At 62.9% G+C, this 12,946-nt stretch carries 13 protein-coding genes; 5 read left to right on the top strand and 8 right to left on the bottom strand.

The window, feature by feature from the left end:
• Window positions 1-4: 4 nt before the first annotated feature.
• Complete coding sequence (locus tag IPM06_15095; GenBank protein ID MBK8771748.1) at window positions 5-769, top strand: carbohydrate ABC transporter permease; 765 nt, start codon at window positions 5-7, stop codon at window positions 767-769.
• A gap of 382 nt (window positions 770-1,151) precedes the next feature.
• Window positions 1,152-1,367 carry a hypothetical protein gene (locus IPM06_15100; protein ID MBK8771749.1) on the top strand — a complete coding sequence of 72 codons (216 nt, stop codon included), beginning with the start codon at window positions 1,152-1,154 and terminating at the stop codon, window positions 1,365-1,367.
• Between the two features lie 60 nt (window positions 1,368-1,427).
• On the opposite strand, the gene IPM06_15105 is transcribed toward IPM06_15100, so the two are convergent.
• Window positions 1,428-2,012, bottom strand: a complete 585-nt coding sequence (locus IPM06_15105) for a hypothetical protein (GenBank protein MBK8771750.1) — start codon at window positions 2,010-2,012, stop codon at window positions 1,428-1,430.
• 196 nt (window positions 2,013-2,208) lie between these two features.
• On the opposite strand from IPM06_15105, the gene IPM06_15110 reads away from it, so the two are divergent.
• Window positions 2,209-3,189, top strand: a complete 981-nt coding sequence (locus IPM06_15110) for an SDR family oxidoreductase (protein MBK8771751.1) — start codon at window positions 2,209-2,211, stop codon at window positions 3,187-3,189.
• A 14-nt stretch (window positions 3,190-3,203) separates the two neighbouring features.
• Here the strand turns inward: IPM06_15110 and IPM06_15115 are convergent, their stop codons facing one another.
• The 3 genes from IPM06_15115 to galE form a co-directional block, all read right to left on the bottom strand.
• Window positions 3,204-4,322 (bottom strand): DUF459 domain-containing protein, encoded by a 1,119-nt coding sequence (locus IPM06_15115; GenBank protein MBK8771752.1) that lies wholly within the window; start codon window positions 4,320-4,322, stop codon window positions 3,204-3,206.
• A 9-nt stretch (window positions 4,323-4,331) separates the two neighbouring features.
• Window positions 4,332-5,525, bottom strand: a complete 1,194-nt coding sequence (locus IPM06_15120; GenBank protein ID MBK8771753.1) for a lytic murein transglycosylase — start codon at window positions 5,523-5,525, stop codon at window positions 4,332-4,334.
• Window positions 5,526-5,624: 99 nt separating this feature from the next.
• Window positions 5,625-6,614 (bottom strand): UDP-glucose 4-epimerase GalE, encoded by a 990-nt coding sequence (galE, locus tag IPM06_15125; protein ID MBK8771754.1) that lies wholly within the window; start codon window positions 6,612-6,614, stop codon window positions 5,625-5,627.
• A 103-nt stretch (window positions 6,615-6,717) separates the two neighbouring features.
• Here galE and galU point away from each other — a divergent pair, with 103 nt between their 5' ends.
• Window positions 6,718-7,620 carry a UTP--glucose-1-phosphate uridylyltransferase GalU gene (galU, locus tag IPM06_15130; GenBank protein MBK8771755.1) on the top strand — a complete coding sequence of 301 codons (903 nt, stop codon included), beginning with the start codon at window positions 6,718-6,720 and terminating at the stop codon, window positions 7,618-7,620.
• A gap of 22 nt (window positions 7,621-7,642) precedes the next feature.
• Here galU and IPM06_15135 read toward each other — a convergent pair whose 3' ends face one another.
• Complete coding sequence (locus tag IPM06_15135; protein MBK8771756.1) at window positions 7,643-8,998, bottom strand: outer membrane beta-barrel protein; 1,356 nt, start codon at window positions 8,996-8,998, stop codon at window positions 7,643-7,645.
• 96 nt (window positions 8,999-9,094) lie between these two features.
• Here IPM06_15135 and IPM06_15140 point away from each other — a divergent pair, with 96 nt between their 5' ends.
• Window positions 9,095-10,090: a KpsF/GutQ family sugar-phosphate isomerase gene (locus tag IPM06_15140; GenBank protein MBK8771757.1), complete on the top strand. Its 996-nt coding sequence runs from the start codon at window positions 9,095-9,097 to the stop codon at window positions 10,088-10,090.
• A gap of 6 nt (window positions 10,091-10,096) precedes the next feature.
• Here the strand turns inward: IPM06_15140 and scpB are convergent, their stop codons facing one another.
• From scpB to nagZ, 3 genes are all read right to left on the bottom strand, one after another.
• Window positions 10,097-10,879, bottom strand: coding sequence for an SMC-Scp complex subunit ScpB (gene scpB, locus IPM06_15145; protein MBK8771758.1), 783 nt, complete (start codon window positions 10,877-10,879; stop codon window positions 10,097-10,099).
• A 45-nt stretch (window positions 10,880-10,924) separates the two neighbouring features.
• Window positions 10,925-11,734 carry a segregation/condensation protein A gene (locus IPM06_15150; protein MBK8771759.1) on the bottom strand — a complete coding sequence of 270 codons (810 nt, stop codon included), beginning with the start codon at window positions 11,732-11,734 and terminating at the stop codon, window positions 10,925-10,927.
• Window positions 11,735-11,881: 147 nt separating this feature from the next.
• Window positions 11,882-12,925, bottom strand: a complete 1,044-nt coding sequence (nagZ, locus tag IPM06_15155) for a beta-N-acetylhexosaminidase (GenBank protein MBK8771760.1) — start codon at window positions 12,923-12,925, stop codon at window positions 11,882-11,884.
• Window positions 12,926-12,946 lie beyond the last annotated feature (21 nt).

The following is a 12,946-nucleotide window of genomic DNA, read 5'->3' on the forward strand; positions in this document are numbered from 1 at the left end:
TTTCATGTTTCCCGTCATCTGGTGGGCATTCACATCCATCCAACCCTATTCCGCAATCTTCAACAAGGACCAGCTGCCGCTCTTCAATTTTTCGCCAAGCCTCGACAACTACAAGAGCGCTTACTTTCAGGATGGACCTGAAGCATTCAGTGCGCGCGCAGCCTTCGTCCATTCCATGATCATTGCGCTGGGCTCAACGGCGCTTGCTGTCAGCCTAGGGCTGCTGGCGGCTTTTGGCCTGACCCGCATCGTCACCGGCCGGAGGCGCAGCTACACAACCGCAGTCCTGCTCCTCCGCTTTCTCCCGCCCGTCGCCATCATCGTTCCAGCCTCCCTCATATTCCGGGACGTGGGCCTGTTCGACACCCACGCGAGTGTGATCCTCATGCACGCGACGATGAATTTGCCGCTCGCAATTCTCATGCTCACCTCGTTCCTGGATGATGTGCCGCGGGAGGTTTTCGATGCCGCCAGGATTGACGGAGCGAGCGAATTTCAGGTTCTAACGTTGGTTGTCGCACCCGTCATTCGGGGAGGCATGGCAGCTACCGCCGTATTGTGTTTCATCTTCTCCATCATCGAATTCACGATGGCGCTCTTCCTCACGGTGTCCTTTCGAACCCTGCCCGTCACGCTGAGTTTCCTGCCATGGGGTGACATGGGAGAGCTCGCGGCTGCATCCATGTCAGCCATCATTCCAGGATTCATCTTCATCCTCATCTTCCAGCGTCATCTGGTGCGCGGCCTCACCCTCGGTTCCCAGAAATGAGTTGCCGCCTGCTTCCAGTATCGTGCCAGTTTCACCCGGGTTGGCGGGTGAGCGCCTGCAATTGTTCCAAGAAGAGACAAGGTGCCCAGGTCGCTCTCGGTGCGAATCGATCTCCGGGCGATAACAAATCCGTCATGTCAACAAATTTCTGTTGCTCGTTAACAGAAAAGTAACCATACTCACATGCGTTGCGACAGGCCACGGCATGATGGATTGCTCGCATTATGAAGGGATTACGGTTTCGACAGGGGGCGATCCTGCGGCCGTGACTTGAATACCTCCCGCACGCCCACCCGCGCCTCGCCAGAGGCCTCCGGATGGCATGCAGGTTGCTCGCGATGGTTTGGGGGCACAACCAAACTTGTGAGTATGGAGACACACCATGAAGCGCGTCTTGTTCGCCGCCTCGTTTATCGCCCTGTCCTCGTCAGCGTCCTTCGCCCTGGAGCCCGGCTGCAACCATGCCGTCCAGAACTGGCAGAACGGCTCGCAGGACACCTGCCCCGTCGCCGACGCCGGCAACCAGTTCGACCCGCACGTTCCTCAGTACATGGAGCACCGGTGTGACTACGAAAAGTATTCGAGCAAGGACGAGTAGTCGCCACTGAAACCGGCCCTGGCGCCCTTGAGGGTTCCGGGGCCGTACATCTTCGCGCCGTCAAGCTACCGCACGCAGGCGCTCCAGATCATGGCGCAGGCTCTTGAGCAACGGCAGCAGGGGGCTGTTGGCCTCCTCATCCGTCATGCTGCGTTCGGCCGCAAACACCTCGGCCGCCGTCAGCTTGCGCAGAAGCCCATCGTAGGACACAGCGAATTCTTCTGGTTCGTAATTCTCGTGCTCAACTTGACGGTCGGCAAAATCTGCACGGCGGCGAAGTTCATAAAAGCCGGGTAACATCGAAGACGCCTGTCCATTCCCCTCCGGCATGGCCGTTTCGGCGCTTTCAAAGAGGGCATCCCCTTCTGCCACTCCCACCGACGGGGCCATCCGTTCGGCGCGTGCTTCGGGAGGCACTTCTCCCGCCATGTCCGCTTCAGCGCAGAGTACGAGGTAGGCATTGCGTGCCTCGTGAATGAATCCTTCAACTGCTGAGACCGCCTGCATGATGAACGGGTCGCTCAGCACGAACTTGCCGCGGTCGGCATCCTGGCACGCCGTCAGCGCCGCAAGCACACCGGTTGCACGCATCAAGGCCGTCCCGATGAGGTCGATCGGACGATCGTCGCCTGAAGCCTGTTGCATATGCCCTTCCCGTCTTGCCCCTCCCGGCCTGCAGCCCCGTCTCCGGGTTGCCCCGCTGCAAAATGCCGGGATCCTGCAACCCAACTAACGCAAGTCATTGATTCGTGTAACTCCTTCCCTGCACGGACGATCTGCGTCGCTGACCTTGCCCTGCGCCGGATGCTGCTGTTTGATGGTGGCACAGGGAGATTGAGACATGCGGATTGCGATCATCGGTGCGGCGGGGATGCTGGGACACAAGCTGGTGCACCGGCTGGCCCGAGACGGAAAAATCGGCGGCAAGGCCATCTCGGCCATCATGCGCCACGATGTCGTGCTCGCACCGCCGCCACCCGCGGCACCATTCGCCATCGAAACGCATCTCGGCGATCTCTCGGAAGAGGGACAGGCGCAAACCCTTGTGGCGTGGAAGCCCGATCTCATCTTTCACCTCGCAGCCATCGTCTCGGGCGAAGCGGAGGCGGATTTCGAGAAAGGCTATCGCGTGAACCTCGATGGCACGCGCCATCTGCTGGAAGCAATTCGCCTTGCCGCGCCGGCAACCGTTCCGCGCCTGATTTTCACTTCGTCCATTGCCGTATTCGGATCGCCCTTCCCCGATGCCATCGGCGATGAATTCCTCACTGCTCCACTCACCTCCTACGGCACGCAGAAGGCCATCTGCGAACTCCTGATCTCGGACTACTCCCGCAAGGGCTTTGTGGATGGCATGGCGCTGCGCATGCCCACGGTCTGTGTGCGCCCCGGCAGGCCCAACAAGGCGGCGTCGGGTTTCTTCTCAAACATCATCCGCGAACCACTGAATGGCATCGAGGCCGTGCTGCCGGTGGATGAGAGCGTGCGCCACTGGCATGCAAGCCCGCGCGCCGCCGTGGGTTTCCTGGTTCAGGCCGCTGAAATGGGAGGCGCCGCCCTGGGCAACCGCCGTGCCCTCACGTTGCCGGGATTGAGTTGCACCGTGGCCGAGCAGATTGCAGCGCTGGAACGCATCGCCGGACCCAGGGCGACCCGCCTTATCCGCCGCGAACCTGACGAAACCATTCGCCGCATCGTCTCGGGCTGGCCGCAGAACTTCGATGCCGCGCGCGCCCGCAAGCTCGGGTTTTCAGCCGAGACGTCTTTCGACGAGATCATCCAGGCGCATGTTGACGACGAGTTGGGAGGCAAGGTGCCGTAACGCGCGCAGGTCCCTCAGGGCGCCGCACCACTTACGCTGAAATCGTCAAACCGGCCATACGGCACGCCCAATGCCTCGCCCGTGCGGTAGAACCGCTGAGCCAGGGAATTGCGCGCGATCTTGAGGCCGAGCTTGCCCGCGTTGGAAAGGTCCGGCGTGATCTTCTGCGGCACTTCCTTGGCCAGCGCGTCTGCCTCATAGCTCACGTCGGCGCCATCCACGCCCTGTTGCCCGAACAGTGGCGACGTCGTTTGTGGCACCGCGACGGCAACCTGGACATCGAGCGGCGACGGTTCATCCTTGGCTGACTGCAATTCGGGCACCCGTTCGGCCCGGCGCAATGCCCCCATCACAAGCGCCGCAAGATAGTCATTGCCCTGCCGTGAAAACTTGATGCCGTCCTTGGCGCGCAGGCGCCGCGCCTTGCCGTTGGCATCGAGATCACCGAGCATGAAGGCTCCCTCGGGCGTCACCAGTGCTGGCCGCACGTCGAGCAAGGCATGGCCGCCCGTCACGATGCGTTCGCGCTGCAGGCTGGAGACCATCTTCATCTGCGTCTCGAATTCCTCGCTTTGCATGGGCGGCAATGTCACCCAGTACACGCGCGCACCATTCCCCGTGATACTGGCGAGGATGGCGTCCATGTTGGCCTTGTAGGCGTTGCTCCATTCCGGTGTGCCAGGCTCGAAGCGCAACTCGCCCACCTTGATCGGCCGGTAGTCATTGATGCCCATCATCACGACAACCGCATCAAACGGACTGGACTTGAGGATTTTCGGAATGGCCGCAGCCCAGTCATAAACCTCGGGCCGCGCCACGCCGGAGGCTTCATTGGCACGGTTGACCACTTCGAATCGCGGATCGAGATCGGTGAGGCGTTCAAGCCCCGCTCCGAGGCCCGTCGCGAGGCCATCACCCACGACGACAAAACGGAACACGCCATCGTCGCCGCCAAATCGCGCATCGGCTGCGGGCGGCGCTGCCGGCGCCACGAGAACTGCTTCAGGCATGGGCGGCGCCGGCTGTTGTTCCAGCACCTCGTTGGGTTCAGGAATGGCACCCGGCTCCTGCGCCAGGGTGAGACCGGAAAAGCCAGTCAGCAAAAGCACAAGGAGAATGACACGGGTGAACATCGCGCCAGCCTAGAGCCCTTGGCGCAGGCGCTCAAGCACCTTGCGGCTCGGTCGCCCGTCCAGCGGCAGGCCCACCCGCTTCTGGAAGGCAATCACGGCTTCATAGGTCCGCGCCCCGAAGCGCCCGTCGTCGCCCCCCGTTTCGAAGCCGAGTTGCGTCAAACGCCGCTGCATCTCCACCCGCTCCTTGAAGTTGAGGTCCACGTTGACAGCGGGCCAGGTTCCAAGAAACGGCCCCTGCCCGCGGATACGGTCGCCCAGATGGCCAACCGCAAGCGCGTAGGAATGGGAGAGGTTGTAGTTCATGATGGCGAGGAAATTCTGCGTGACCAGGAAAGCCGGGCCGTCGATCCCCTGCGGGATCATCACGAAGGCCTTCGCGTCAGCCACGCCAAAGCGCTGGCCATCCGCCCGCTTGATGCCCATCTTCGACCAATCCGCCACCGTCTTCCAATGGGTACGGCCGATGTTCACGCGGTTGAAGCCATCGGGCAGCGACACCTCCCAGCCCCACGGCCGGTCATTCTTCCAGCCGGACTTGGCCAGATAGTTGGCCGTGGACGCCAGCGCGTCCTCCTTCGATCCCCAGATGTCCCTCTTGCCGTCGCCCGTCCAATCCACCGCATAGGAGATGTAGGACGTGGGGATGAACTGCGTGTGCCCCATCGCCGCCGCCCAGGAGCCGGTAAAATCATCTGGTGTGCGGATGCCCGACTTGAGGATGCGGAAGGCGGCGATCAACTGCTCCTGCGCGTATTGCTTCTTTCGCCCTGCATACATGAGCGTTGCGAGGGAGCGCATCACGCCCATGGAGCCCTTGTCCCGGCCGAAGTTGGATTCCATCCCCCAGATGCCGAGCAGGATGTGGCGGTCGACGCCGTACTTCTTCTCGATGGCCGAAAGCAGCTTGCCATCCTGCACCTTCGCCGTCTGACCTGACTCGATGCGGATTGGCGTCACCGCCTTCGCCAGGTATTCTGATGTGGTGGAGGTGAATTCAGGCTGCGTCTGCGCCAGCTTCAATACCGCTGCGTCCGGTTCCGTCACACCATCAAAGGCGCGGTTGAACAGGTCACGCGAAAACCCGGCGGCCTTCACGCGCGGCCACAGCGATTGCACGAAGGCCTCGAACTTTGCATCTGCGAGGGCTGGCGTACCCGCCAGGAGAAAAACCGTCACTGCCGTCGCTAGCACTTTGCGCATGTCGCTGATCCATCCCGTGGGCGCGATTCGCCCGCCTGAAAAACCTACAGGAGGAAAGCTCAGTCACAAAATGCGGCAGAACAAGGATTTAGGCGAAGGTCAGTTGGCGTTTCGCCGTTCCAGGTGGCGCTCCCAGGAGAGCGCCGATTTCACGATCACATCAAGATCGTTGTACTGCGGTTGCCAGCCGAGAATCTTCCGCACCTTTTCGGCCCCGGCCACAATCCCCGCAGGATCGCCCGCGCGCCGTGGTCCAAGCGTATGCTTCACCGGCGCGCCATTGGCCCGTTCAACCGCACCGATCACATCCAGCACGGAATAACCCTTGCCGTAGCCGCAGTTGAAGATGCCGGAGTCGCCGCCCCGGCGGAGATGCGAGAGCGCATCCATGTGCGCCGCGATCAGGTCGCTCACGTGAATGTAGTCGCGGATGCAGGTTCCATCCGGGGTATCATAATCCGTGCCGAAGACGTCCATGCCCGCACGCTGGCCCAGCGCCGTCTGGCAGGCCACCTTGATGAGATGCGTGGCGCGCGGCGTTGATTGCCCCGTGCGGCCCTTGGGATCCGCCCCCGCCACGTTGAAGTAGCGCAGCGCTATATAGTTCAGCCCATAGGCGATGTGACTGTCGCGCAGCATCATCTCCGTCATGAGCTTGGAAGTTCCGTAGGGCGAGATGGGCGCGGGCTCATCGGTTTCGAACACGGGGAGGCTCTTCGGGTTGCCGTACACCGCCGCAGTCGACGAGAAGATGAAATTCTTGACGTGCGACTTCACCGCAGCATGCATGAGCGCGCGCGATTTCACCGTGTTGTTGAGATAGTAGCCGAGCGGATCGCTGACCGACTCCGGAACCACGATGGAACCGGCAAAGTGAACGATGGAATCGATCTTGTGCGTCTTCACCAGCGTCATCACCAGCTCTTCATCGCCGATGTCGCCGCGCACCAGCTTCGCCTGCGGCGAGACTGCCCAGGCAAAACCCGTCGAGAGGTTGTCCAGCACCACGGTTTCTTCACCGGCATCGGTGAGTGCCAGCACCATGTGGCTCCCGATGTAACCTGCTCCGCCTGTGACGAGTACTGCCATGATGATCCCCATTGCTTCGATGTGGCGTCGAATTTAAGCCAATCTTCAACGCCAGAAGTTAAGAAGCGTTGCGTCAGCCCGATTCACAGTTAAGAGTATCTGAATGCCAAAGCCCATCCGCAAAGCCGTGTTCCCCGTCGCCGGTCTCGGAACGCGCTTCCTTCCCGCCACGAAGGCCATGCCCAAGGAGATGTTGACAGTTGTGGACCGCCCGTTGATCCAGGTTGTGGTCGATGAGGCGCGCGAAGCGGGCATCGAGCACTTCATCTTCGTCACCGGCCGCAACAAGGCCGTGATCGAGGACCACTTCGACAAGCAGTACGAACTGGAGTCGACGCTTCGCAAGCGCGGCAAGTCGGCGGAACTCGATCTGCTGGAACTTGACCTTCCGGGTGCTGGCGAGACAAGTTTCACCCGGCAGCAGGAACCGCTGGGACTTGGCCATGCCGTCTGGTGCGCGCGCCAACTCGTCGGCAACGAACCCTTCGCCGTGGTGCTACCCGACATGGTCATGAAGGCCAGCCCCGGCTGCCTTGCCCAGATGGTGCAGGTCTACGAGGCCCGGAACGGCGGCAACATCATCGCCGTCGAGGAAACCCGATGGGAACATGTGCACCGCTACGGCGTCGTCGGCGCGAAGGACTGGCAGGACAACCATTTCACCATCAACCAGATGGTCGAAAAGCCGAAACGCGAGGACGCACCCTCCAACCTCATCATTTCCGGACGCTACATCCTCCAGCCCGAGATCTTCGAAATCCTTGACCGCAAGGAGGCGGGTGCGGGCGGTGAAATCCAGATCACCGACGCCATGAAGCGCCTGATGGACGTCCAGCCCTTTCACGGCCTCAAATATGAAGGCACCACCTACGACTGCGGCGACAAGGTGGGCTTCCTCGCGGCCAACGTGGCCCACGCCCTCGAGCGTGAAGACATCGCCCCCGCCTTCCGCGACGAATTGGACAAGATCCTGCAAGCCCACGGCGGCAAGATTTCGTGGACGTGAAACCGGGCGCCTGGCGTTTCAGCTAACGTTTCAGGATGAGGCTGCCGATGAGGCGGTGCTCGTCGTAGTCACCGCTCGCACTGGCGCTGTCGAACCATGTGCCGTCATACGTGGCACCCATGGCCATGTAGGGATTGAGCTTCCACTCCAGCCCAGTCTCGATGCCATAGGTCGTGTCGCTGCCACCCGTGCTCTTCGCGACCGAGATATCGGCGCCGGCGATCAGGTTGAGATTGTCATGCAGTGCGTGCCTGACCCGTGCCCCTGCCGACCACGATTTCGTTGCGGAATCGGTGGCGCTTGCTGTTTCCGCAAGACCCAGGGTGGCCGTGAGGTCCACCTGCGTGAGTTCCGTCGGGCGCCACTGGATATTCGCCAGGAGCCCGGGCGCCTGAACAGTCTTCAGGCTCGGGTCTTCATAGTCGCGGACGAGATAGGCAAGCCCCGCCTCCCCGCTCCACACCGGATCATCGTCGATCTTCAGGCCCAGCACCGCACCATAGCCTTGCGAGTCACGGCGCAGGCCGTTGCGGTCAACACTCTTGTCGTGGAAACGCGGCGTGTAGGAAACTTCCGCGAACGGCCGCAGCACGGCGCCGCGATTGAACGTGCCGCGCAAGGAGAGATCGGCCTGCACGTAATTGCGGTCGCTGTTGTCCTCGCTGCCCCCACCGGAGAGATCGACATCCTCGAACAGGTTGCGCCGCAGCCCCGCCTCCACCTGCGCATCCACGAAACCGGCTTCGTGTGTTACCGCTGCGCTGCTGCGGAACTCGTGGGACAGACGGTTGCCGATGGCGGTATCGGGCACTTCGCTGTTGGCCGCTCCCGTTGAAGTGAGCGTGTAGCCGTCTTCAAGGTCAATCCATGTGCCGTGCCGCACGTCGAGCCGCAACGCCATCTGCGCATCGGCCGATGCCGTCGACAGATCGCTCTCACCGAGGTAGCGCACGATCTCGCCGCTTGCCGTGGCGGTGAAGGCATGGCGCGGCCAGTCGCTCACGACAGTGAGGCCAGGCTTGAGCCGCAGGCCGACATCAGGCTTCGCACCGCTGGACGCGCCGCCGACATTGCTCGTGGCCACTGCGCCGATCTCAAGCGTCGGAAAATAGGTAAGCCCGCCCTGCCGGAGCCCGGGCGCGGCATAGGGATCAGGGGCAGGCGCGCGCTTGCGCCGCAAGGGCGGAGCGGGATCATCCGTGCTGGAAATGACGGCATAACCGGGAATGGGCGGTGGTGGCGGAGGTTCCACCGAATCCATCAGCGGCCCATACAGGTCGTCGGCACTGGCATCCTGCGCCAGCACAGGCTGAACCGCGGCAAGCGCGTACAGGCTTGCCGCGGCGAGCACACAAAGGGGACGACTGACACACAACATCGCCTCCTTCTCTAAGAAAACATGGTTAACAGGGCCTTGACGCCCTGTTCCAATGAGCAGTGGCAAAGCGCCGGGAATGGACTAAATGCGGGGACCATGACCGCAACAGACCTTCCCGCCCTTCGCCGCAATTGGCAGGCTTCCGCCCGCGCCGCCATCGCAACGGAAACCCGCGGCATGCAGGCGCTCGAACAGGCACTCGGCAGCAACCTCGGCGAGGCATTGGCGGATGCCGTCGCCGTCATCCGCAAGGCGCCGGGCCGCGTCATCATCACCGGCATGGGCAAGAGCGGCCACATCGCCCGCAAGATCGCCGCAACGCTGGCGTCCACCGGCACGCCTGCCCTCTTCGTCCACCCCGCCGAGGCGAGCCATGGCGACCTCGGCATGATTACCGCCCAGGACGTGGTCGTCATGCTCTCCAACTCCGGCGAATCCGCCGAACTGCGGGACATTCTCGTTTACAGCCGCCGCTTCAAGGTCCCGCTCATCGCCATGACGTCGCGCCGCGCCAGCACGCTTGGCCGGGAGGCAGACATCGTGCTGGAACTGCCGGAAGCGAAGGAGGCCTGCCCCAACGGCCTGGCGCCCACCACCTCCACGCTGCTGCAACTGGCGCTGGGTGACGCGCTGGCCATGGCGCTGCTGGAGGACAAGGGCTTCTCGCCCATGGACTACAAGAACTTCCATCCCGGCGGAAAACTGGGCGCGCAATTGAAACACGCCAGCGACATCATGCACGCGGGCGAGCGCCTGCCGCTCGTGGCACTGGGAACATCCATGGCCGAGGCCATCCTCACCATGACGCAGAAATCATTCGGCTGCGTGGGCGTCGTCGATCAGGCGGGAAGGATTGTCGGTCTCGTCACCGATGGCGACTTGCGCCGCCACATGGGCCCGCGTCTCATGGACCAGCGGGTTGACGACGTCATGACCCGCGCGCCGAAGACCATCGGCACGGGAATGCTCACCGGGGAAGTGCTGGAATTCCTCAACGGCGCGCGCATCACCGCGGTCTTCGTTGTGGACGGGAACGGAAAGCCAGAAGGCCTCATCCATATCCACGACCTGTTGCGGATCGGCGTGAGCTGAGCGCGATCAGGTCGCGCTTTCGTCCGGAGTTTCGGCAGGCGATTCCGGCGCAACGGCTTCCGCAGCGGGCGGCGCATCGGGATCCGGCAAGTGCATCTCCAGCGGAATCTGTTCGGTGCCGTCCAGCGGCTCTTCATCCGCCGTCAGTTCCTCCGCCGACTTCGGCACAGGCACATCGAAGCCCGGCGGCAGGTTGGCCTCCAGAAGGCCCGCGGCCTTCAGTTCCTGCAGGCCCGGCAGGTCGGTGATTTCGTTCAGGCCGAAATGCTGCATGAAGTTTTCGGTGGTGCCGTAGGTGACGGGACGGCCCGGCGACTTGCGACGGCCCCGCATCTTGATCCAGCCAATGTCAAGCAGCGTGTCGAGCGTGCCCTTGGAAATCGCCACGCCACGAATGTCCTCGATGTCGGCGCGCGTCACCGGCTGGTGGTAGGCGATGATGGCGAGGGTCTCAAGGCCGGCCTTGGTCAGGCGTTTCTGTTCCTGCACGTCCTTGCGCAGAACGAAGGACATGTCGTCGGCAGTGCGGAACATGTACTTGCCTGCCAGCTGCACAAGATTCACGCCACGGTTCGCATAGTTCTCGCGCAGGTCATCCAGAAGACCCGCAATGTCGGCGCTCTCGGGAAGGTGCTCCTTGAACTTCTCCAGGCTCACCGGCTCGGTCGCGGCAAACAGGATGGCTTCGAGGATGCGCAGATGCTGGCTCCGTTCGGCGTGAGGATGCATGGTCACCACGGCTCCCTGCTCCGCGTCCGCGTCCGTGCCGTCGTCCGGCTGCGCGTTCATCTCGATGGCTGTCAGTGTCGATGGCACGGTGATCTGTCCTGTCGTTTAGGCTGCTGCGCCGCGGCGCCGCAGATAGATGGGTTTGAAGGCATCATCCTGGCGGAGTTCCAGCACGCCCTCGCGTGCCAGTTCCAGGCTGGCCGTGAAACTCGAAGCGCGCACCGAGCGCCGCAATTCCGGTGTGGCGAGATAGCGCTCAAGCCACGTGTCGAAGGTGCCCCATTCATCCATGGCGCCGACGAGCCGCTCCAGCGTCTCGCGTGCTTCCTTGATGCTCCACACCGGTTGGCGCTTCACCGTATATGTCTGCCGCACCATCTTCTTGGAGCGCCGGTCCGCATAGGCTTTCAGCAGGTCGAGCAGTGTATCGGCATATTCCCGCTGCCGGTCGATCACCAGAGGCTCTGGCGCGCCGCGGAAGAAGACATCGATGCCGAGCTGGCTCCGGTCCATCAGGCTCTGTGCCCGCTCCCGCATGGCCTGCAGGCGCTGCAGGCGGAACGCCAGGCGCGCCGCCATGTCCTGCGGTGTCGCCTCGCCTTCCGTCGCAGGCGGTGCGGGAATGAGGAGCCGCGACTTCAGATAGGTCAGCCACGCCGCCATCACCAGATAGTCCGCGGCAAGCTCCAGCCGCATGGCGCGGGCGCGCTCCATGTAGGCGATGTACTGGTCGGCGAGCGCCAGGATGGAAATCTGCGACAGGTCGATCTTGTGCGTGCGCGCAAGGTCGAGCAACAGATCCAGCGGACCTTCGAACCCAGCCACGTCGACAATCAGGCGCTCGTCTTCGGAAGGCAGCGCCTCGCGCCGCAAAGCCCCCTCGCCATCGGGCCAGCCCTGCGCCGGATCAGCCATCGCAGCATCCGGTGCCGGACTTTCCGGCACCGGGCTTGACCCGGGATCAGGCGTATCGTTGCTCATGCTCATGACGGGCTTTTAGCGCCCGGGCGGGGCCTTGCCCATCTCAAAGGCGGGCCTTTCAACTGCAATTTGAAGGCGTGCTCAGGCCGTGGTCTTCACGCCCGCCTTGAGCACCGCCTCCAGGTCGCGTAACGCCACTTTTTCGTCGTAGGGCAAAGGCTTGCGCCGCGCCCTGAGAGCGGCCTTGGCCCGCGCCAGAGCCTTGCCCTTGAGAGGCCCAGCAGCAGCCGCAACCTCTTCCATTTCCGCGAGAACACCGTTGCAATGCAGAACCATATCCACCCCCGCATCGAGCGAGGCCTGCACCTTCTCCGTCATCGTCCCGGACAATGCCTTCATGGAGAGGTCGTCGGTCATCAGCAACCCGCCGTAGCCCAGCTGCTTGCGGATCACGTCGCGCACCACGCGCTTTGACTGCGTGGCGGGGTGATCGGCGTCGATCGCCTCCAGCACAACATGCGCCGTCATCGCCATGGGACAGGCGGAAAGTCCCGCGAACGGCTGGAAGTCATGGGCCTCCAGTTCGCTGCGGGTCGCCTTGATCACGGGGAGATCATAGTGACTGTCCACCACGGCGCGGCCATGGCCGGGAATGTGCTTGATCACGGGCAGAACACCGCCGTCCATCAGGCCATCCATGTAGGCGCGCGCCAGCGACAATGCCGCTTCGGGCCGGGCGTGGAAGGTGCGGCTTGCAATCGCGGGTGTCGTATCTTCCCGCGGCAGGTCCAGCACTGGCGCACAGTTCACGGTAATGCCGGCGGCCTCAAGGTCAGCCCCCATCAGCCGCGCCACGAGACGCGTGGCCCGCAAGGCATGCAGCGGGCAAGATTGATACAGCCGGCCGTAATCCTCGGCCGCCGGATATTTGCGCCACTCCGGCACGGGCGGGCCCATGCGCTGCACGCGGCCGCCTTCCTGATCGATGAACACGGGCGCGTCCTTGCGGCCTACTGCGGCACGGAAGGCCGACGTCAACGCCCTGATCTGCGACGGCGATTCACAATTGCGCTTGAAGAGGATCAGGCCCCAGGGATTGGCCTTCGTGAAGAATGCGGTTTCGGCATCACTCAGGGCGTACCCCGAGCAGCCGCTGATGAATGCGCCAACGGGTGTACGCGCCATAAGATTTCCTTGAAACAAGAG

Source organism: Hyphomicrobiales bacterium, from assembly GCA_016710435.1.
In the GTDB taxonomy this organism is placed as follows: Bacteria; Pseudomonadota; Alphaproteobacteria; order Rhizobiales; family Aestuariivirgaceae; genus Aestuariivirga.